Source organism: Bacillus nitratireducens (assembly GCF_036320425.1).
GTDB lineage: Bacteria > Bacillota > Bacilli > Bacillales > Bacillaceae_G > Bacillus_A > Bacillus_A nitratireducens.
On sequence record NZ_JAUMJO010000008.1, the window covers coordinates 121,644 to 142,320 of the forward strand.

Here is a 20,677-nt window from a genome sequence, read left to right on the forward strand (position 1 = left end):
ATATTGAGAATTATTTTCATTAATATATTGACAATCAAAAGATAAAGGATTAATATCATGCTTGCTATTGAAAAAACTTCTCAGTATGTAGGGGGTACATAATGAAATTCACGCGAAAGAAATCGTTTACATTATTTGTATTTTTACTAGCATTTTCAATGCTTTTAAGTGCTTGTGGAAAATCAAATACGAAAGAAGAAACAAAAGAAGATACGAAAAAAGAAATGATTACGGTTGAACATGCAATGGGTAAAACAGAAGTTCCTGCTAATCCAAAACGTGTAGTTATTTTAACAAATGAAGGAACTGAAGCCTTACTTGAGTTAGGTGTGAAACCAGTTGGAGCTGTAAAGTCTTGGACTGGAGATCCATGGTATCCACATATTAAGGATGAGATGAAAGATGTAAAAGTTGTTGGTGATGAAGGACAAGTTAACGTTGAAACGATTGCTTCTTTAAAACCAGACTTAATTATCGGTAATAAAATGCGTCACGAAAAAGTATATGAGCAACTAAAAGCAATCGCACCTACTGTTTTCTCAGAAACATTACGTGGTGAATGGAAAGATAACTTCAAATTTTATGCAAAAGCATTGAATAAAGAAAAAGAAGGTCAAAAGGTTTTAGCTGATTACGATAAACGTATGAAAGATTTAAAAGGCAAACTCGGCGATAAAGTAAATCAAGAAATTTCTATGGTACGCTTTATGCCTGGTGATGTTCGTATTTATCATGGTGATACATTCTCTGGTGTTATTTTAAAAGAACTTGGATTTAAACGTCCTGGAGATCAAAACAAAGCTGATTTTGCAGAGCGTAACGTTTCTAAAGAACGTATTTCAGCAATGGATGGCGATGTATTATTCTACTTCACATTCGATAAAGGAAACGAGAAAAAAGGCTCTGAATTAGAAAAAGAATATATCAATGATCCTCTATTTAAAAATTTAAATGCAGTGAAAAATGGTAAAGCATACAAAGTTGACGATGTTATTTGGAATACAGCTGGCGGTGTAATGGCTGCTAACCTACTATTAGATGATATTGAAAAACGCTTTGTTAAATAATATTTCCCTAACCAGCTCCCTTTCTATGGAGCTGGTTATTTTTCAATTCACTTAAATGTCACATTATTTCATTTTGTATTTTTATTCCCAATATGTTATATTATAAAAGTAAATAAAATATATTTTCTCTATATCAGAATAAATATTTTAATCTAAATTTTCTGATTAATCACTATTTTATTTTCTTTTAGAATTCAATTATTACATTTGAAAACGCTTTTTATCTCGTTTTCAGGGCAAAATAGAGTAACGGTTGAAGAAAAATAGAACTTTTTTAGAAATTTTCTTTCTATTTCCATATAATTCTATTGACTTCTAAATATTTTGTGAATTAAAATAATTACATAAATATCCGTTATACAGGATTAGGGGGAAACAAACATGGATGCAGCTTTAAAATTAGACAAAGCTGGAGAGCAACAATCACCAAAAAAACATCCACCAGGATTATATTTGTTGTTCTTTACAGAGGCATGGGAAAGATTTAGTTATTACGGAATGCGTGGCTTATTAGTTCTTTATTTAACAACGAGCTTAGTAAGTGGCGGTTTAGGATTTGATAAAGCAGTTGCTGTACAAATTTACGGTATTTTCACAATGTTAGTATACTTCACACCGATTATCGGTGGTTGGTTAACTGACCATTTCATTACGAAACGACATGCCATTACCATCGGCGGTATCATTATGGCAATTGGTAACTTCGTACTATTTTCAATGAACACGAAAACCGGACTATTTTTAGGATTAGGATTATTAGTTATCGGTAACGGATTCTTCAAACCAAATATCTCGACTTTACTAGGTCAATTATATAGCGACAACGATTCTCGTCGTGATAGTGCTTTCACTATCTTCTACATGGGAATTAACTTAGGAGCTTTTATCGCTCCATTCATTTGCGGTTATTTCACAGATTATAAATACGGATTCTTAACAGCTTGTATCGGTATGATTATTGGTCAGATTGCATTTAATACATTAGCACCTCGTTACTTAGGATCAATCGGAACAACTGTTGTCGGAAAGAAATCTAAAGAAAACAATGCAAAAGTAATTGAGAAAAAACCTTTAACAGCACAAGAGAAAAAACGTACAGCTGCAATTTTAATTTTAACTTGTTTCGTTGTATTCTTCTGGGCAGGATTTGAACAAGCTGGTAGTTCTTTAACACTTTACACAGATAAGTTCGTGGATCGTACAATTGGTGGATTTACAATTCCAACACCTTGGTTCCAATCTATAAACCCATTGTTCATTATCTTACTAGCATTACCGGTTTCTGCATTATGGATTAAACTTTCAAAAACAAAAAATGGTGACTTAAAAATCCCAACAAAAATGGCATTAGGTATGATTTTACTAGGGGTTGGATATTTAGTTCTAACTTTAGCTGTTTTAAAAACTGGTAGCGATGAAGGTAATATTGCAATGAAAGCAAACTTATTCTTCATTATCTTCACTTACATGTTCCATACAATTGGTGAATTATTCTTATCACCAATCGGATTATCTATGGTAAGTGCAATCGCTCCTCTTAAATTAGCATCATTATTAATGGGTGTTTGGTTAGCTGGTACTGGATTTGCAAACTTATTAGCAGGACAATTAGCTGCTTTCACTCAATCTTTAGGATATTTAGAAGTATTCGCAAGCATTGGTGTTATCGTAATCGTGCTAGGATTAGTACTTCTTATGTTCTCTAAGAAAATTGCACATATGATGGAATAAGAAATAAAAAGACGCTTCTAAACATTTAGAAGCGTCTTTTCTATTACTTCTCCTCTAAAGCCGTCACGTTCACGTGAACGCTTTCTCCAGGATTAGATACATCATATACTTGAGCAACTCCGCTCTGCTCATCACAGCTCTCAATCCATACTGGTACGCCTTCATATGTAACGTCAATTCTACTTGAAGAAGATAAGATTTGTTTCACACGTGTCACATCCATACTACTATCCCTCCTTTTGCTTACTACACTCCTTTCTATCTTTTCATATCCCTTCAGAATATATTCCATCAATTTAGCACTTCAATAGTTTGTTTCTTTCTGACGCACTACTATATACGTTCTCAATTCTTCCTATTATTACATCTTTTCCAAATAAAAAAAGACGTATATTTCATCCGTCTTTTTTCCATAATATTCAAAAATTAAGAAAATAATGTTTTTACTACTTCACTTACTTTATCGTTATGAACTTGATAGTATACTTCTAACCCGCGTCTCTCAAAGCGTACTACTTTATTTTGTTTTAATTTCGTTAAATGCTGTGAAACAGTTGATTGTGGAATTTCTAATACCTCTTGTAATTGTGTTACATTACATGTTCCACGCTGCATTAGTTCCATTACTAAACGTAGACGAAGTGGATGAGCTAATGCTCTTAACATCTGTACGTCTTCTTCTGAAATACGACAGTCAAATTGATTTTGGTTCATAAAGTTCCCCTCATTTTCGTTTTTTATTTTCTTTATTATTTATTTATATATCTGTTCTTATATTTCCTGTCACGACATAACTTTATCAACCTATAATGCTGAAAAATTTTTCCTCCTTTTATCAGCACACAGTTCAGGAAAAAATCCCTCCTGATTCTGAATATTATACTATATGATACAACGAAAAAGCAAAATAAAGGGCTAGTGATACTTTGCTTACAAACGTTGTTTTATCAGGCTTTTTGTTATATTTTCACCTTACTGAAATGTACAGTAATGATATTGTAAAATATCGTCCATAATTGATAACCTATCGTAAAGTAATTTGACCATATTTAACCAATTTGTTACGATAAAAAAGGAAATTTAAGTAAGGAGGAGGATGTAGTATTAAAAAATGGTTTATTATTGCGTTACTTAGTATTGCGGTCGGTTGGACTATTATCAATCACTTCCTATTAGACAAAAAAAAAGATATAGCTTCAAAGTCAAACATCCCCATTGGAACTGAAGTTGGCAATGTTGCCCTCGATTTCCTTCTGGAAACAACCACTGGTCAAGAAGTTCGTCTTACAGACTATAAAGGAAAAAAAGTAATATTGAATTTTTGGGCAAGCTGGTGTGGTCCATGCAAAATAGAAATGCCTGATATGGAAAAGTTTTATCACGATACTAAAGATATGGGGATTGAAATTGTTGCTGTAAATGCGACAGCTACTGAAAAAGACCCGAACAATGTAAAACAATTTCTTGAAGAAAACAAATATACCTTCCCCGTCCTATTAGATCAGAAAGGACAGGCAAGTGCCGCATATCAAATTATCAGTATTCCAACATCTTTTGTCATCGATTCAAACGGTGTCATTCAATATAAGCATGTAGGACCAATGACATATGAAAAAATGAAAGAATATGTCAATAATTTATAAAAGCGTAATCAAATTAATTTGATTACGCTTTTTGTCTACTTTATGAACAAAATGTTACTTTTAATACTATTATGGAATAATTATACTTTTTCACGTTGACAATAGTGTTGAAGGAGAATATACTAAGCATGTAAGTTGATTGTGAATAGTTTCACAAATAATGTGAATTTCTTCACATAAAATAGATAGGAGTTGTCATTATTATGAGTACTTGGACACAAATTTATGACCCATTAAACAACATTTGGTTATCTGCACTAATCGCAGCACTCCCAATTTTTTGCTTCATTATTTGTTTAGTGGGATTCAAAATGAAAGGTTACATGGCTGGTCTTTACAGTGTGATTGTTGCTATTATCCTTGCAATATTTGTTTATAAAATGCCTGCAACTGCAGCAGTAGCATCTGCCGGATTCGGTGTTTTATCTGGATTTTATCCAATTTGTACTATCGTTATCGCAGCTATCTTCCTTTACAAATTAACTGTTAAAACAGAACAATTCAATGTCATTCGTGATAGCATTTCAAGTATTACAAATGATCAGCGTTTACAAGTATTATTAATCGCTTATTCTTTCGGTGCTTTCTTAGAAGGCGCAGCTGGTTTCGGTGTTCCAGTTGCTATTACAGCTGCATTACTTGTAGGTATGGGCTTTAATCCATTAAAAGCAGCAGGTATTTGCTTAGTAGCTAACATCGCTGGTGGTGCTATGGGTGCTATGGGTATTCCAGTTACAGTACCTGCACAATTAACTGGGCTAGATGCATTAACTGTCGGTCGTCAAGCTGTTTACATTTTGCCATTCATTAGCATTGTTTTACCGTTCTTACTTGTTTCAATGGTCGATGGAATTAAAGGAATTAAAGAAACTTGGCAAGGTATTCTTGTAAGTGGTGTTTCTTTCGCAATTACTCAGTTCCTTGTGACTTACTTCTTAGGCGCTGAACTTACTAATATTTTCGCAGCAGTCGTAAGTATGGTCGCTCTTGCATTATTCTTACGTGTTTGGCAACCAAAATCTTCTGCTAAAGAAGAAAAACAAGAAGAAAAAGAATCTCATACATTCAATCAAATTTTATATGCTTGGTCTCCATTCGTATTCTTAACTGCATTTGTAACAATCTTTAATTTAAAACCAATTAAAGCTTTATTTGCTCCGGATGGTCCATTGGCAAACTTAGTATTTAACATTCAATTCCCTGGTCTTCATAATGCGGTTATGAAAACTGCACCAATTACAAAGGCTGATACACCTTTCGCAGCGATTTTCAAACTAGATGTATTCTCTTCTACAACTACTGCGATTGTATTAGCAATTATCGTTTCACTTATCGTCTACCGTGTAAACGGCAAAATGATTAAAGAATTAATGATCGAAACAATAAAAGAACTAAAAGTTCCAGTATATACAATTTGTAGCGTTATCGCTTTAGCTTACGTAGAGAACTACTCTGGTATGTCATCTACACTTGGACTTGCATTCTCTTCTACAGGAAATGCATTCCCAGTTCTTTCTCCAATTTTAGGATGGATTGGCGTATTCATTACAGGTTCAGTCGTATCAAGTGGCTCATTATTCGCACCACTTCAAGCAGTAACTGCCGATCAGTTAAACATCGTTCCATCTACTCTCGTTTCATTAAACGTAGTTGGTGGTACAATCGCAAAAATGGTTTCACCACAATCTATAGCAGTTGCTTGTGCAGCAGTTGGACTAGTTGGTAAAGAATCTGCTCTATTTAAAATAGTGATGAAATATAGTTTAATCTTCTTAGCTATTATTAGCTTACTTCAACTTAACTCGGTATTTAATATCTTCTAAAAAAAGCACCGATCCAAATGGATCGGTGCTTTTTTTATTACATTTTTTTATCCCGCTATTTGTGGGCAGTAAAACTCCCACCCCAAAATTCGGCGAATGCGAGGGAGTTAGATGGGAGATCAACTGCCCGTAAAAGCCCGATTGGTGCGGGCTAATAATCAGTGGGGGATCCCCCCCCCCCCACTGATTAAAGTTTCACTTTATTCTTTAATAAAGAAGCACCAGCAATTTCAGGATGCGTCATTTCATATGGATCTAAAATAATATCAAGCTCTTCTGCTGTAAGTACACCATGTTCTAAGCATAGCTCCCTAACAGATTTTCCTGTTTCAATTGCTTCACGTGCGATGCGAGATGCTGCTTCATAACCAATATGAGGGTTCACCGCTGTAATAATTCCAACACTTTTCTCAACATATTGCTTCAGCAATTCTTCATTTGCTGTAATTCCTTTAATACAGTATTCACGGAATACACGGAATCCGTTATTCATAATACTGATAGATTGAATTAAATTAAATACAAGTACAGGCTCCATTACGTTTAACTCTAATTGCCCTGCTTCTGATGCTAAGCAAATTGTATGGTCATTTCCGATTACTTGGAAAGCGACTTGGTTAATTACTTCTGCCATAACTGGATTTACTTTACCTGGCATAATGGATGAACCTGGTTGACGTGCAGGCAATTGAATTTCAGCTAATCCGACACGTGGACCAGATGCCATAATACGAAGGTCATTTGCAATTTTAGACATATTCATCATACATACTTTTAATGCTGCAGATACTTCTGTGTATGCATCTGTATTTTGCGTTGCATCAACTAAATGCTCTGCGCCGACAAGTGGGAATCCGCTAAATGTTCGTAAATGTTTTACCACTTGTTCAATGTACGTAGGATTTGCATTTAATCCCGTACCAACAGCTGTCGCCCCCATATTTACTTCATATAAATGTTGACGAGACTGTTTAATTCTTTTTATATCACGCTCTAGCACACGGCTATACGCTTCAAATTCTTGTCCAAGTCGAATTGGCACCGCATCTTGTAAATGTGTGCGTCCCATTTTAATAACATGATCGAACTCTTTTGCCTTTGTACGGAAAGCAGAATGAAGTTCTTCCATTGTAATAAGAAGCTCTTCTAACATCATCAGAGTAGCAATATGAATTCCCGTTGGAAACGCATCATTTGTTGATTGAGCCATGTTCACATGAGTGTTTGGACTAATTTTCGCATACTCACCTTTTTCGTATCCCATACGTTCTAGTGCTCTATTAGCAATTACTTCATTAGTATTCATATTAATTGAAGTCCCTGCTCCGCCCTGAATTGGGTCTACGATAAATTGATCATGGAACTTTCCATCTATAATCTCTTGTGCAGCTTCTACAATTTCTTGTCCGATATCTTTAGCCAAGTAACCTGTATCTATATTCGCAAGCGCTGCCGCTTTTTTTACAATTGCCATTGCCGTAATGAGTGACGGATGAATGCGATATCCTGTAATCGGAAAGTTTTCTACGGCACGTAATGTTTGTACACCATAATAAGCTACACTCGGTACTTCCTTTTCACCTAAAAAATCTTTTTCTATACGTATATCCTTCGTTGCTATCATTTTTCATCACCTATACTTTTCATTCTAAATCCTTATCCAAAGAATTCGCCCTATAAAATACGAGTATCATTAAAAAGAATTCTTCAGTATCCACCTTCACTATAAAGCACCGCTTTTGAAAGCGCAAACATTTATTTTTCTATATATCCTTTTTATTAAAGTTTATATAATAGAAAATCCAATCATTCTTCTACTGCCTTTATTTCAACTCGCTTAATTTGATGCATATCCTTTTCAAGAACTTTAAAAGAAAAGCCGTGTTTCTCAATAATGTCTCCCTCAGCAACGATTTGTTTTTGTACCATAATCCAGCCACCGATTGTATCTACATCATCAGCGATTAAGTGTATGCCCAATAAATCATTTACTTCACTAATAAGCACTTTTCCCTCTACGATTTTATAACCTTCACTTATATGCTCTATAGGCGGGTGTTCATCTTCATCGTATTCATCTCGGATTTCTCCAACAATTTCTTCTAAAATATCTTCTAGTGTAACAATCCCTGCTGTACCGCCATATTCATCATATAATACCGCTAATGGAATTCGTTTTCTTTGCATTTGCAATAGTAAATCATGTATAGGAATATTTTCTAACACTTCAATAACTGGCCTTGTATACGGTGTAATCGAGCACTCCTCATCTCGATTATCATCCATATAACGAATAAATAAATCCTTTACATTAACCATCCCAATAATTTCATCTTTATCTTCACCAAATACAGGATACCTCGTATATTTTTCTTGTGCGATTATTTTAATATGTGTTTCAAATGGTTCGTCCTCATATAAACCTACAACTTCCGTACGAGGCACCATAATTTCCTTTGCGACTCTATTATCGAATTCAAAAATATTATTTACATATTTAAATTCCCTTTGATTAATCTCTCCGCTCTCATAACTCTCAGATAAGATTAATCGTAATTCTTCCTCCGAATGAGCTACTTCATGTTCAGAAGCTGGATGTAATCCGAATAACCCTGTTACAAGCCTTGCAGAACCATTTAAAGCCCAAATAAAGGGATACATTACTCGGTAAAAGTAAATAATTGGCTTCGATAATAATAAGCTAACTTGCTCTGCTCTTTGTATAGCCAACGTCTTCGGAGCAAGTTCACCAATGACAACATGTAAAAACGTAATCACTGCAAAGGCAATAATAAATGAAACTGTACTTGCAATTGCAGGAGATAGGTGTAGTTTTAAAAACAACGGCTCGAGTAAATGTTTTATAGTCGGCTCGCCCAACCACCCAAGCCCTAAAGCAGTGATTGTAATACCTAACTGACATGCTGATAAATACTCATCTAAATTCGAAGTTACTTTTTTTGCTGCCAATGCTCCTCGTCGTTTTTCACTAACGAGTTGATCAATACGGCTGCTACGTACCTTAATAATTGCAAACTCAACAGCCACAAAAAATGCTGTTAAACCAATAAGAAGAACTACCATCAATAATTTTAAAATATCCACATATGTCCTTTAGCTTTCTTAAGCTAAAGTTACACCTCCTTTTAAAAAGAAGTTTCACTTTAGTTTCTTCATTTATTTGAAAGCAACCCTATATAAAATTCACCAATTTCAAGCCTCATACAATTCTAAAGGCAAGCCATCAGGATCTTGGAAAAAGACAAATTTTTTCTCCGTAATTTCATCAATACGTATCGCTTCAGTCTCCACACCGCATTGTTTTAAATGCTTTACAGCTTCTTCTATATTTGTAACAGCAAATGCTAAATGTCTAAGCCCGGCTGCTTCTGGAAAACTTGGGCGCTCAGGCGGACTTGGAAATGAAAATAATTCAATTTGATACTCTTCCCCTACACATAAATCTAACTTATAAGAATTTCGTTCCTTTCTGTATACTTCATTCATCACTTTGAAACCTAATATTCGTGTATAAAAATCCTTTGACACTTCATAATTTGAACAAATAATTGCAACGTGATGTACTCTACATATATTCATGATTCCTCTATTCCTCTCTTTATCAAACATGCATATTCTCCTTTTAAATGAAAAACATATATAGCAGAATATCTCTTTTAGGGGGCTTATGATGAAATTTATTACTTTTTTCGTTGGACTTATCGTTGTTTTTTTCCTTGCCTACATTGCTAGCAACAATAAAAAACATATTAAATTCAAACCAATTTTTATCATGCTTATTATACAATTAATTTTAACCTATTTATTATTAAATACAGAAATCGGTCTCATACTTATTACGGTAATTTCCAGCCTGTTTACGAGGCTACTTGAGTATGCTGCCAGTGGTATAAACTTTGTATTTGGCGGTCTTGCAAATAAAGGGGAAATGCCATTTTTCCTTAACGTATTATTACCGATTGTCTTTATCTCCGTCTTAATTGGTATATTACAATATTTCAAAATACTACCATTCTTTATTCGCTGGATTGGTTTCTTTCTTAGTAAAATAAACGGTCTTGGGAAATTAGAATCTTACAACGCCATCGCTTCCGCTATTGTCGGCCAATCAGAAGTTTTTATTACGGTTAAAAAACAATTAGCCCAAATTCCACAACATCGACTATATACACTTTGCGCCTCTGCTATGTCAACAGTATCTATGTCCATTGTCGGTGCCTATATGACAATGATTGAACCAAAATATGTAGTAACCGCACTCGTTCTCAATTTATTTAGTGGTTTTATTATCGTACTCATTATTAACCCTTACGACGTTAACGATGATGAAGACATTTTGGTAATAAAAGGGGAAAAACAAAGTTTCTTTGAAATGCTTGGAGAATACATTCTTGATGGTTTTCGTGTAGCAATTGTCGTCGGCGCTATGCTCATTGGATTCGTCGCATTAATGAGTTGCATTAATGACCTATTCCTCATTATATTCGGCATTACTTTCCAACAACTAATAGGCTATGTATTCGCCCCTATTGCATTTCTTATCGGCGTACCAAGTTCTGAAATTGTCACAGCAGGTAGCATTATGGCAACAAAGCTTGTAACAAATGAATTTGTAGCAATGATGGATCTTAGTAAAATTTCCAGCACACTCTCTATCCGTACAGTTGGTATTATTTCTGTCTTCCTCGTTTCTTTTGCTAACTTTTCTTCCATTGGAATTATTTCCGGTGCGGTAAAAGGGTTAAACGAAGAACAAGGAAATGTTGTTGCCCGCTTCGGCCTAAAATTACTATACGGAGCTACTCTTGTTAGCATTTTATCTGCAATTATTGTAAGTATTATGCTGTAATTAGGTAAATTTTTATCATTTTCTTATCCCTGTCTTTTGTATACAATAACGAATAGGTGTCTTATAAATAATCAAGACATCTATTTTTTATACATGTACAATACCCTTTATTTAGCGTACAATATTTTTTATGTGTTTTAATACGCTTCTAGATGTATACACTTCGATTGTTTTAAAGGAGAAAAAATGATGAAATCCGACATTAACAAAGAAACTCGAGCCAAAAAAGGACGTTCAAAGAAAAAGCGCCTACTTTGGTTCATTCTTATTCCCTTACTTATTGTAGCAATGGGAGCAGGAGGTTACTCCTTCCATATATACAGTAAAGCAAAATCCGTCTTAAGCAACGCCTATTCTGAACTCGGCCGAGGAGATAAATCCAGCAAACGTGAAAAAGCCGTTAAACCTATGACTGACAATATTTCTGTCCTTATTATGGGCGTTGATGAAAGTGATATTAGGGAAAAAGGTTATGGAAAAGCGACTCGTACGGATGCCTTATTACTTGCAACAATTAATAAAAACGATAAATCCGTTAAACTTGTCAGCATTCCACGTGATTCACGCGTCTACATTAAATCACGTGATAAATACGATAAAATTACACATGCGCATGTATTCGGTGGTGTAGATAGCACGATTGATACAGTAGAGACCTTTTTAGACGTTCCAGTTGACTACTATGTAAAATTTAACTTTAAATCCTTTATCAAAATCGTTGATTCCCTTGGTGGTATTACTGTCGATGTTCCGGTTGAGTTTACAGAACAAAATAGTAAAGACGAAGCAAATGCAATTCATCTAGAAAAAGGACGTCAACATTTAAATGGAGAAGAAGCACTTGCACTAGCTAGAACTCGTCATATTGATAGTGATTATATGCGTGGTCAACGACAACAACTTGTTTTAGAGGCTATTGCTGAAAAAGCCCTATCTCTCAATTCCATTAATAAAATCGGTGGTCTACTCGACGCTGTCGATAAAGACTTAAAAACAAATTTAACTTTTGACGATATGATGACCATTGCCAAAAATTCAATGGATTCCAATTTAAAAATGGACAAAATGCAAGTAGAAGGTACTGATAAATATATAGGTGGTATTTATTATTACGTTCCAAACGAAAAAAGTGTTAATGATATATCGACAACACTTCAAGAACATCTCGGTGTTACGAATAAAAATGAGCATAAAAAATTATAATAAAAAGGCTGCTAGATTTTTCTAAGCAGCCTTTTTATTATAATTTTCAACATATTTCTCGTACATATTGTGACAAAAAGAGACAATTATTACAGCAGTGTAACATTTTTTATAAAAACATTACACACATAGTGAAAATAATAGTATACTAGTACCTACATAATGTTATTTTCATCATTTTTATACAAAAAATGTAATACATATATTTATACAAATTTTTCTGGGGGGAAATAAATGAAGCTACGCAAAATACTGATCGGTTCCGCTATCGCTGGTGGCATATTACTTTGTGTTGGTGGTGTTGGTGGATATCAATATGTATCTAAATTAAATAATCAACTAAATACAACTGCATTACCAAACACTACATTTGAAGGTATTTCTCTTGAGGGAAAAAATAAAGCAGATATTCAAGCCATTGTTAATCAAAAGGTGAATGAATTCAATCAAAAGTCTCTTAACTACGTATTCCAAAATGAAAAACAAAATTATACGTGGAAAGATTTAGGAGTAGATTATAAAGAGAAGGATATTGTCGACAATATCTTCAAAGAACAAGAAGGGAACGTAATGAATCGTTACAACATGCGTAAGCAAGCTGAAAACGGTGAATTAAAGCGTAACTATAAATTAAAACCACAATTAAATACAACAACTTATGAAACCTTTATAAAGGATAAATATAATGAAACATTAAAAAATCCTGTTAATGCAGAATTAAATGTTGAAGGCTCTACAGTAAATATTAGCCAAAGTCAAAATGGAGAAAAAATTGATAAAGGAAAGTTAACTGATCTAACGAAACAGGCCATTACTTCTGGCACATCAGACGTTACGTTACCAGTTACACTTTTAAAACCTGAGCGTTCTACAGAAGATATACAGAAAATAGGAATTAAAGAAGTGATTGCTGAATATTCAACTCCAATGGCTGGTCGTAATGGAAACCAATCCTATAACGTAAATAAGTCAGCTAATACTTTAAGTGGAGTTATTGTCGCACCTGATGAAACGTTTAGTTTTAATGGCCGCGTTGGCGTAACGGATGCTGCACATGGTTATAAGTCCGCAGCAGTATTTTCAGAAGGTAAAGTTATACAAAGTGCAGGTGGAGGTGTTTGCCAAGTTAGTAGTACTTTATATAGCGCCGCTTTAAGGGCAGATTTAGGAATTGTTTCTCGAAGCAATCATTCCATGCCCGTAAATTATTTACCACTTGGGCAAGATGCAGCAGTGGCAGATTATGGTCCGGATTTAAAATTTAAAAACAATACAGGCAATCATATTTATATTCAAGCATTTTCAAATGGAGGTAGTATTACTACTCGTATTTTCGGCACAAATACTGGTAAAAATGTTGAAGTTTCTTCTCAAGTAATTAGTAGAGCTAATGACAAAATAACAGCGGTAACGTATAAAAAAGTAACACAAAACGGTGAAGTAATCTCAAATGGACAAATTTCAAAAAGCGTATATAAAAGCGCTCCAAAACAATGAGGTGCTAATAAACAGGAAAATTTCAAAAAACAAAAAAGGCGTGATCTACTCACGCCTTTTTCTTTTGCAATAATACTAAAAAGGTTGCAAGATGGTCTTTCGTTTCTTCTAACGACCACATACGATTCCCTTGCTTCGCAGCTAATACGCACGCCTCTTCCCAAGTATCCTTTTTCTTCATATATAATAATTCATCGCGTAATTTCAAAACAATCTCTTCATCTTCTTGCTCTATAAACTCTTCCATCACGCTTATTATTTCATCCTCATGAATACTTAACGTACAGTATGATTTAAGAAAGTATTGTAATGTCGTATACATATGTACTCCCCCTTCTTATTTGTCAGATGGATAAGAAGTAATAATCTTATATCCTAAATCTCCTGACTTATCTCTCGCTAAAACAGTAACAGTTTTTACTAACTTGTCTTTTACATTCATATTTTTCTTTATTACCGTTTTTCCAACGGGGAATGAATGAGTTGTATTTAATACGAGACGAGCCTCTTTAGAATTTTTTAACCAATCTTGAATTTCCTTATCATGTTGCTTCAAACTATCTTTTACAGCTTTCGTGGCTGTTTCCTTATCATAGTATGTACTTGCCGCTGATACTTTATCTGTCTTCAAACGATTCTTCAAATCCTCTTCTGATTTACCTACATGTCTTTCAATCGTATGACCATTTTTAGGTGGCCCTTCCATTTCATCTAAAATATTATCACTAATTTTTTCTACTGATGTCGATTGATTCCCTGTTTGTTTCTCTGTTTTTTGTTCTTTTCCTGCACATCCACTTAAGATCAGCATTAATGCCAGTAAACTACTGAAGAAAAGACTACTTATTCGTTTCATCATATCACCTCTTCCATGATTATTATCGTAACTCCACTAAAAGTCAATTTCACAAAGAAAAAACACATACATTTTTTAAATCCTTCAGCTATTTTGTTATATTTACCACTCTATTTTCATCAAACCACTGTTTTTCACCCACTTTAAAATATACCCCTATGATTTTATAATTATTTCCCGGATTAAAACACCATTTGAAACACTCCATAAATCCTTTAGTAACAGGATTTATGGAGTGTTTTTCGATAAATTAAAATATACCCCTTATTTTATATACCCAATACCTGTATAATGTATATAAAAGTCGTTTTATCAACACTTTTCTACATTATGTAAATTCCCCCTTGCCTATACAATGGAAATATGGTGTAATGCAAAAAAAGATAAAGGATTTTAAAGAATGGCTGAAACAATTCAAAACTTCTTAACAGACTATTATTCAATCGCAATTCCACTTAGTATCTTAATCAACATCATCATCAGTCTTTTAGGTTTTATCCCTAGTATTTTTTTGACCGCTATTAACATACAGCTCTTTGGTGTAACAAACGGAACCATTATTTCGATCGCAGGTGAGGCATTAGGGGCTATTATCTCGTTTTATATTTATCGTATAGGCCTTCAAAAGTTCACTCACGATAAAGTAAATAAGTATCCAAAGGTAGAGCGTCTTCTTTACGTAGAAGGCAGAGAGGCATTTCTACTCGTCCTATCTTTTCGCTTTATCCCTTTCATTCCGTCCAGTATCGTTACTTTATTTGCAGCTCTAGGCAAAATGTCATTACTACCCTTCAGTATTGCCAGTACAATAGGTAAAATACCGGCTTTGTTAATTGAAGTATATTCTGCCTATCATGTCATGAATGGAACGAATGAAGCGAAGTGGATTGTAGCAATCGCGGGGTGTGTTGGATTGTTTTATTTGTGGAAAAAATGGAGAAAAAAATAAAGAAGGAGCCTATGCTCCTTCTTTATTTTTGAAGTATTTTATTAATAACTATCCTTTAAAGCCTTAGTTTACACCAACAGCACTAAATGATTGCTTCACTGCATTTACTTCTGCAGAGCTAGCACCATATAAATCCGCTGCAGCTTGTACTGCACCAGCACGAGCTTGACTAAATGTAGTAGATTGCGTGAAATACTGTGTATTTGCACGGTAGTAAATCGCACCTAATTTATCTTTACCGATACCAGTTACAGTTACACCAGAATGCGTACCACCATTTGCTAATAAATACGCTTGTTTGTTAATAATACCGCTATTTGTATGAACACCACCGTTATCACTTGAACCAGTGTAACGCTTAGAATAGTGGTCTGGGTCACCATATTTCGCTGGATCACTCATAGAACGAAGTGCATCTCCCGCTTTACCAGGTGTATAAATATCTTCACCAATCTCCCAATCCGGGTTACGGTTATCATAGAATTCTACTAAAGTACCAAAGATATCAGAAATTGCTTCATTTAGCGCTCCTGATTCATTTTGATAAATTAAATCTGAACTGTTCTCCGTAACAGCATGTGTTAATTCGTGACCAATTACATCAATACCGCCAGATAATGAAGTAAATGTTACACCATCACCATCTCCGTATACCATTTGAGAGCCATTCCAGAACGCGTTATTATACTTACTTCCGTAATGAACTGTTGATTTTAATGGTGCTCCTGCATCATTAATAGAGTTTCTGTTAAATGTAGCTTTATAATAATCATATGTTTTACCTGCATAGTAATGAGCATCTACTGCTGCTGCATCATATGCCGCATTGAAAGCATTATCTGCATCTGCCCATAATGTTCCTGGTAACGTCGAACGATTTTTCGCATCATATGTAAAAATCGTTGCTCCACGTGTATTATCCTGTAAATAGTAAGACGATCCAGATAACGTTGTATTAAGCGATTTTGTATCTCCTAATACACCTTTACCAGTTCCCACCTTATTCGTTCCTGTTACAGGTTTTACAACCGCTTTCGCATCCTGTTTAGGAGCATCTTGTTTAACTGGTGACTTATCATCATTTGTTACATGATCAATTTTATTATATTTATTTAATACTTTACCGCTTTCTGCTTCAATGAAATAATAATAGTTTCCTGGATTTGGCTCTAAGAAGTTTAAATTCACAACGTATGCATATGTCGTTTCTTCACCATTTTGATATACATATAAGTCCGCTTTTGGTTCCACCTCATATTTAGGTGTTACTCCTAAATCTTGTTGCGCGATTTCAATTGCTTTTGCGCCTTCAATCTTATTTTTATTTTTCAACTTTTCCTTCTTGTCTAAATCAGGCGCAACTGTTCCAGACAATACCTTTAAAGAGCCATCTTTACTTACGTGAGCTACTTGAGTAGATCCCCATACAGGTACTCCCTCGTAAACTTGTTGCATACGTACTACTGTTGAATCAGTCACAGCGTCTTTTTTCACTTGTTTCACTTTGAAAGAATCTTGCGCACTCTTTTCCCCTAACTTATAATCAACTTTTGCCGCGTTTAAGTAATCAAACACAACAGATTCCGCTTTCTTACCAGTTGCTCCAGTTAGATCACCAGAAATAAACTCAGGTGACTGTACCGTCTCATTGTACTTTTTCGTAGAGAGCACATTTTTAGAATCCGCAAACGCAGAGCCTGTCCCTCCGAACGTAGTAACTGCCATTCCTGTCGCTAACACTAACGCTAAACTCTTTCTTTTCATATAACCTTCCCCCTAATAAAAAATTTTTGAAAAGAGTAGTTTCATATTAGCATTATGTTTCCACTATTAATATACTAAAAATTCAATTAATTTCTTTCTCAAGTGTTGTAGAATTTTGAGGAACAAATATTGAAAAACCCCTTTCCATTTGGAAAGGGGTTTTTTTATAAATTAATTTGTTCAACTGTTTTAGCTTGTTGACCAACGATATCAGGTTTACTACTATACTGATGTATTCCTCCAGCAACTGTAAGAGTCACTATAAACGCCAATACTCCAAATACCACCTTTTTCATTTTCACTCCTCCTTATTATCATTCATCAAATCAATAACTAACCTATAATATCGATTACTTTCCTCAAATCTCGATAAACTAGCGAAATGTTCTGCGAGTTCAACGTATACTTTCTTTAATTCTATTTTATTTCCCGCAGATTTATACAAAGGAATAGCCTCATTTTCCAAAAATACTTTATAATCTTTTGCTTCTTCAAAATGTTTATATCTAAGAATTAAAAGCAAATATAACTTTGCATTAAATCTCTCTTCTTGTTTTGCTGCAACAATTCCCTTATCAATCCATTCCTTTGCCTCTTCTAATTCCTCTAATTTAATGCATACTAATGCCAGTTCATATATTGTATCTAGATAGTTTAAATCTACTTGTTTTTGAAGTTGCAGACTATCCAAATAATATTTCTTCGCCTGCTGATATTTGCTTTTTTTATAATATATGCTTCCCATATTGCTTAAAGTAATAGCTAAAAGTACATCCTTATCCGCAAAAGAGGTGGCCTCCCTCAATATACTCTCATACATTTTTAAAGCCTCTTCATACTGACCTTTTTCTGTGTAACTTACCGCAATAAGTATCTGGCAATTAATTATATTTCTAAACTTATATTCACTGCGAAATCCTTCTAATGCTATATTCACAAAATGAATTGCAAGGTGATGAATATCTAAATGAGTATATGCAAGCGCTATATTATAGTACATACCCGTTTCATGATACCCTTGTTCCTTGGCCATTACTTCTGTTTTTAATAAGTAATCTAGTCCATCCTTCCATCTATACTGCAAACAGCACAACAACCCTCTACTGTACGTATATAATAACTTCTGAAATGGAGAATACTTTTTGTAGACTTTCTTTAATCTTTCTAATTCTTCTTCAAGTGCAGATATATCCCTTTTCATAATTAAATAACGTGTATACAGCAGTTTATAATAATTTATAATTTCAAAATCCAAAACATGCTTTATTTCACCTTGCAACTCTTGGTATATGCGTTCTACTTGTTGCTTGTCCAAATGAACTAGTGCATTCAGCCATTCATCCAACTTCACCTTCACATCTTCTTCTACATCTCTCAAATCCGTCACAGCAATTTCTAGTCTTGTGCAGAGCAATTGTAGAATTTCTTCCGATGCTTCAATCTTTCCATTTTCGATCTTACTTAAGTATGAGACAGAACAAATGCCCTGACATAATTCTTCTTGTGTCATTTTTTGCTGTAGCCGTTTATAAAAAACTTGCTTGCCTATTTTTTCTAATGTTTGTTGCATTGTCCTCCTCCATTCTCATTACCCCCATTACTCTAATAATACATAAAATCCAGAGAAATATAAATTGATAAATGTAAATTTTCTAAAAAATATGCATTATTTCATTTTTTTCTCTCTTGACTTCAATCCCTATTACTTCTTTGCTACGCAAGGGGAAAAATTGGTATACTATAACCAAATTACGGAGGTGTTTTCGCAATGAATCATTATAAAGACGATAGTTACGCCTTACATACAGATTTATATCAAATCAACATGGCTTATACATATTGGAAAGATGGTATTCATAATCGCCGTTCTGTTTTTGATTTATACTTTCGAAAGCTTCCATTTGAAAATGGCTATGCTGTTTTTGCAGGTCTTGAGAAAATTGTAGAGTACATAGAAAATTTCAGTTTTACCGAAAGTGACATCGCTTATTTAGCAGAGCTGCAATTTGAAGAAGACTTCCTTCATTATTTACAAAACATGAAATTTACTGGAACGATTCGTAGTATGCAAGAAGGTGAAGTTGTTTTTAATAACGAGCCTTTATTACGGGTTGATGCACCACTCGGTGAGGCACAAATAATTGAAACCGCCCTCTTAAATATTGTAAATTACCAAACATTAATTGCTACAAAAGCTGCACGTATGAAGCACGCTGCAAATAATGATGAGCTTTTAGAGTTCGGTACAAGACGCGCTCATGAGTTTGATGCTGCCCTTTGGGGAACACGCGCTGCCTTTATTGGTGGTTTTTCATCTACAAGTAACGTTCGTGCAGGGAAACGCTTTGGCATCCCTGTAGCTGGCACACATGCCCATTCTTTCGTTCAAGCATATCGCGATGAATATGTTGCATTTAAAAAATATGCTGAAACACATAAAAAATGTGTATTTCTTGTCGATACATACGACACATTAAAATCTGGTGTTCCAAATGCGATTCGTGTTGCAAAAGAGTTCGGGGATCGTATCGATTTTTATGGCATTCGCCTTGATAGCGGTGATATGGCATATTTATCAAAGGAAGCCAGAAAACAACTTGACGCAGCTGGATTTACAAAAACAAAAATTATCGCTTCTAGCGATTTAGATGAATATACGATTATGCACTTGAAATCTCAAGGGGCAAAAATTGATGTATGGGGTGTTGGTACAAAACTGATTACATCCTTTGAGCAGCCAGCATTAGGGGCTGTTTATAAACTAGTCGCTATTGAAGATACTGACGGAAAATTAAATGATACGATTAAGATTTCATCTAATCCTGAAAAAATTACAACCCCAGGACTTAAAAGAATTTATCGTATTATCAACCGTGTTAACGATCATGCAGAGGGCGATTATATTGCCTTAGAGTCAGAAGAACCCGGAAAAGAAGAACGTTTAAAAATGTTTCATCCAGTTCATACCTATATAAGTAAATTCGTAACAAACTTTGAAGCACGCGAACTGCATCAAGATATTTTCATTAACGGTAAAAGAGCGTATGAATTACCTAATATATTAGATATTCAAAAGTATAACGAACGCAGCCTCTCACTATTCTGGGAAGAGTATATGCGAACTTTAAACCCTGAAGAGTACCCTGTCGATTTAAGCCAAGAATGTTGGGATCATAAAATGAATTATATTCAAACTGTTCGAGAACAAGTTGAAAAAAACATACAAAGATAAAGTGAAACTTTAATCAGTGGGGTTTTGTCCCTTCCCCACTTC

The 20,677-nt window shown here is 34.4% G+C and carries 19 protein-coding genes; 9 read left to right on the forward strand and 10 right to left on the reverse strand.

Going from position 1 to position 20,677, the window contains the following annotated elements; genetic code table 11:
• Window positions 1–101: 101 nt before the first annotated feature.
• Window positions 102–1,067, forward strand: coding sequence for an ABC transporter substrate-binding protein (locus tag Q3V31_RS24975; RefSeq protein ID WP_000673415.1), 966 nt, complete (start codon window positions 102–104; stop codon window positions 1,065–1,067).
• Window positions 1,068–1,448: 381 nt separating this feature from the next.
• The gene (locus Q3V31_RS24980) at window positions 1,449–2,798 is read left to right on the forward strand and encodes a peptide MFS transporter (RefSeq protein ID WP_000338300.1); all 1,350 of its coding nucleotides are present in this window, start codon (window positions 1,449–1,451) and stop codon (window positions 2,796–2,798) included.
• Between the two features lie 43 nt (window positions 2,799–2,841).
• Here Q3V31_RS24980 and Q3V31_RS24985 read toward each other — a convergent pair whose 3' ends face one another.
• Window positions 2,842–3,021: an acid-soluble spore protein H gene (locus Q3V31_RS24985; RefSeq protein ID WP_000383602.1), complete on the reverse strand. Its 180-nt coding sequence runs from the start codon at window positions 3,019–3,021 to the stop codon at window positions 2,842–2,844.
• A 203-nt stretch (window positions 3,022–3,224) separates the two neighbouring features.
• Window positions 3,225–3,512: an ArsR/SmtB family transcription factor gene (locus Q3V31_RS24990; RefSeq protein WP_001075218.1), complete on the reverse strand. Its 288-nt coding sequence runs from the start codon at window positions 3,510–3,512 to the stop codon at window positions 3,225–3,227.
• 539 nt (window positions 3,513–4,051) lie between these two features.
• Between Q3V31_RS24990 and Q3V31_RS24995 the strand changes: the two genes are divergently transcribed.
• Both Q3V31_RS24995 and Q3V31_RS25000 read left to right on the forward strand, forming a co-directional pair.
• Window positions 4,052–4,441 (forward strand): TlpA disulfide reductase family protein, encoded by a 390-nt coding sequence (locus Q3V31_RS24995; protein WP_206763994.1) that lies wholly within the window; start codon window positions 4,052–4,054, stop codon window positions 4,439–4,441.
• 203 nt (window positions 4,442–4,644) lie between these two features.
• The gene (locus Q3V31_RS25000; protein WP_000109128.1) at window positions 4,645–6,264 is read left to right on the forward strand and encodes a lactate permease LctP family transporter; all 1,620 of its coding nucleotides are present in this window, start codon (window positions 4,645–4,647) and stop codon (window positions 6,262–6,264) included.
• A gap of 187 nt (window positions 6,265–6,451) precedes the next feature.
• On the opposite strand, the gene aspA is transcribed toward Q3V31_RS25000, so the two are convergent.
• The 3 genes from aspA to gloA2 all read right to left on the reverse strand — a co-directional run bounded on the left by aspA (window position 6,452) and on the right by gloA2 (window position 9,864).
• Window positions 6,452–7,888, reverse strand: coding sequence for an aspartate ammonia-lyase (gene aspA, locus Q3V31_RS25005; RefSeq protein WP_000562159.1), 1,437 nt, complete (start codon window positions 7,886–7,888; stop codon window positions 6,452–6,454).
• Window positions 7,889–8,070: 182 nt separating this feature from the next.
• Complete coding sequence (locus tag Q3V31_RS25010) at window positions 8,071–9,369, reverse strand: hemolysin family protein (RefSeq protein ID WP_000353328.1); 1,299 nt, start codon at window positions 9,367–9,369, stop codon at window positions 8,071–8,073.
• 108 nt (window positions 9,370–9,477) lie between these two features.
• On the reverse strand, window positions 9,478–9,864 hold the full coding sequence (gloA2, locus tag Q3V31_RS25015; RefSeq protein ID WP_033656703.1) for an SMU1112c/YaeR family gloxylase I-like metalloprotein: 387 nt from the start codon (window positions 9,862–9,864) through the stop codon (window positions 9,478–9,480).
• 91 nt (window positions 9,865–9,955) lie between these two features.
• On the opposite strand from gloA2, the gene Q3V31_RS25020 reads away from it, so the two are divergent.
• From Q3V31_RS25020 to Q3V31_RS25030, 3 genes are all read left to right on the forward strand, one after another.
• Window positions 9,956–11,134 carry a NupC/NupG family nucleoside CNT transporter gene (locus Q3V31_RS25020; RefSeq protein WP_329767423.1) on the forward strand — a complete coding sequence of 393 codons (1,179 nt, stop codon included), beginning with the start codon at window positions 9,956–9,958 and terminating at the stop codon, window positions 11,132–11,134.
• 186 nt (window positions 11,135–11,320) lie between these two features.
• Window positions 11,321–12,337 (forward strand): LCP family glycopolymer transferase, encoded by a 1,017-nt coding sequence (locus Q3V31_RS25025; RefSeq protein ID WP_002074446.1) that lies wholly within the window; start codon window positions 11,321–11,323, stop codon window positions 12,335–12,337.
• A gap of 234 nt (window positions 12,338–12,571) precedes the next feature.
• The gene (locus Q3V31_RS25030) at window positions 12,572–13,834 is read left to right on the forward strand and encodes a VanW family protein (RefSeq protein ID WP_098388311.1); all 1,263 of its coding nucleotides are present in this window, start codon (window positions 12,572–12,574) and stop codon (window positions 13,832–13,834) included.
• A gap of 49 nt (window positions 13,835–13,883) precedes the next feature.
• On the opposite strand, the gene Q3V31_RS25035 is transcribed toward Q3V31_RS25030, so the two are convergent.
• Both Q3V31_RS25035 and Q3V31_RS25040 read right to left on the reverse strand, forming a co-directional pair.
• Complete coding sequence (locus Q3V31_RS25035; protein WP_000288792.1) at window positions 13,884–14,156, reverse strand: hypothetical protein; 273 nt, start codon at window positions 14,154–14,156, stop codon at window positions 13,884–13,886.
• A gap of 15 nt (window positions 14,157–14,171) precedes the next feature.
• A complete protein-coding gene (locus Q3V31_RS25040; RefSeq protein ID WP_000822698.1) occupies window positions 14,172–14,690 on the reverse strand; it encodes an RNase A-like domain-containing lipoprotein in 519 nt (172 codons plus the stop codon).
• 400 nt (window positions 14,691–15,090) lie between these two features.
• Here Q3V31_RS25040 and Q3V31_RS25045 point away from each other — a divergent pair, with 400 nt between their 5' ends.
• On the forward strand, window positions 15,091–15,639 hold the full coding sequence (locus Q3V31_RS25045; RefSeq protein WP_000852190.1) for a TVP38/TMEM64 family protein: 549 nt from the start codon (window positions 15,091–15,093) through the stop codon (window positions 15,637–15,639).
• A gap of 63 nt (window positions 15,640–15,702) precedes the next feature.
• Here Q3V31_RS25045 and Q3V31_RS25050 read toward each other — a convergent pair whose 3' ends face one another.
• The 3 genes from Q3V31_RS25050 to Q3V31_RS25060 form a co-directional block, all read right to left on the reverse strand.
• Complete coding sequence (locus tag Q3V31_RS25050; RefSeq protein ID WP_016128663.1) at window positions 15,703–17,403, reverse strand: M4 family metallopeptidase; 1,701 nt, start codon at window positions 17,401–17,403, stop codon at window positions 15,703–15,705.
• A 164-nt stretch (window positions 17,404–17,567) separates the two neighbouring features.
• Window positions 17,568–17,699: a quorum-signaling peptide NprX gene (nprX, locus tag Q3V31_RS25055; protein WP_000758169.1), complete on the reverse strand. Its 132-nt coding sequence runs from the start codon at window positions 17,697–17,699 to the stop codon at window positions 17,568–17,570.
• Between the two features lie 2 nt (window positions 17,700–17,701).
• A complete protein-coding gene (locus Q3V31_RS25060; RefSeq protein WP_329767424.1) occupies window positions 17,702–18,973 on the reverse strand; it encodes a tetratricopeptide repeat protein in 1,272 nt (423 codons plus the stop codon).
• 198 nt (window positions 18,974–19,171) lie between these two features.
• On the opposite strand from Q3V31_RS25060, the gene Q3V31_RS25065 reads away from it, so the two are divergent.
• Window positions 19,172–20,635, forward strand: coding sequence for a nicotinate phosphoribosyltransferase (locus tag Q3V31_RS25065; RefSeq protein WP_001017141.1), 1,464 nt, complete (start codon window positions 19,172–19,174; stop codon window positions 20,633–20,635).
• Window positions 20,636–20,677 lie beyond the last annotated feature (42 nt).

What these genes read in the sequence shown, in the direction of transcription:
- Q3V31_RS24975 (WP_000673415.1), top strand. Translation starts at nt 102, where the DNA reads ATGAAATTCACGCGAAAGAAATCGTTTACATTATTTGTATTTTTACTA.
- Q3V31_RS24980 (WP_000338300.1), top strand. Translation starts at nt 1,449, where the DNA reads ATGGATGCAGCTTTAAAATTAGACAAAGCTGGAGAGCAACAATCACCA.
- Q3V31_RS24985 (WP_000383602.1), bottom strand. Translation starts at nt 3,021, where the DNA reads ATGGATGTGACACGTGTGAAACAAATCTTATCTTCTTCAAGTAGAATT.
- Q3V31_RS24990 (WP_001075218.1), bottom strand. Translation starts at nt 3,512, where the DNA reads ATGAACCAAAATCAATTTGACTGTCGTATTTCAGAAGAAGACGTACAG.
- Q3V31_RS25000 (WP_000109128.1), top strand. Translation starts at nt 4,645, where the DNA reads ATGAGTACTTGGACACAAATTTATGACCCATTAAACAACATTTGGTTA.
- aspA (WP_000562159.1), bottom strand. Translation starts at nt 7,888, where the DNA reads ATGATAGCAACGAAGGATATACGTATAGAAAAAGATTTTTTAGGTGAA.
- gloA2 (WP_033656703.1), bottom strand. Translation starts at nt 9,864, where the DNA reads ATGAATATATGTAGAGTACATCACGTTGCAATTATTTGTTCAAATTAT.
- Q3V31_RS25020 (WP_329767423.1), top strand. Translation starts at nt 9,956, where the DNA reads ATGAAATTTATTACTTTTTTCGTTGGACTTATCGTTGTTTTTTTCCTT.
- Q3V31_RS25025 (WP_002074446.1), top strand. Translation starts at nt 11,321, where the DNA reads ATGATGAAATCCGACATTAACAAAGAAACTCGAGCCAAAAAAGGACGT.
- Q3V31_RS25030 (WP_098388311.1), top strand. Translation starts at nt 12,572, where the DNA reads ATGAAGCTACGCAAAATACTGATCGGTTCCGCTATCGCTGGTGGCATA.
- Q3V31_RS25035 (WP_000288792.1), bottom strand. Translation starts at nt 14,156, where the DNA reads ATGTATACGACATTACAATACTTTCTTAAATCATACTGTACGTTAAGT.
- Q3V31_RS25040 (WP_000822698.1), bottom strand. Translation starts at nt 14,690, where the DNA reads ATGAAACGAATAAGTAGTCTTTTCTTCAGTAGTTTACTGGCATTAATG.
- Q3V31_RS25045 (WP_000852190.1), top strand. Translation starts at nt 15,091, where the DNA reads ATGGCTGAAACAATTCAAAACTTCTTAACAGACTATTATTCAATCGCA.
- Q3V31_RS25050 (WP_016128663.1), bottom strand. Translation starts at nt 17,403, where the DNA reads ATGAAAAGAAAGAGTTTAGCGTTAGTGTTAGCGACAGGAATGGCAGTT.
- nprX (WP_000758169.1), bottom strand. Translation starts at nt 17,699, where the DNA reads ATGAAAAAGGTGGTATTTGGAGTATTGGCGTTTATAGTGACTCTTACA.
- Q3V31_RS25060 (WP_329767424.1), bottom strand. Translation starts at nt 18,973, where the DNA reads ATGCAACAAACATTAGAAAAAATAGGCAAGCAAGTTTTTTATAAACGG.
- Q3V31_RS25065 (WP_001017141.1), top strand. Translation starts at nt 19,172, where the DNA reads ATGAATCATTATAAAGACGATAGTTACGCCTTACATACAGATTTATAT.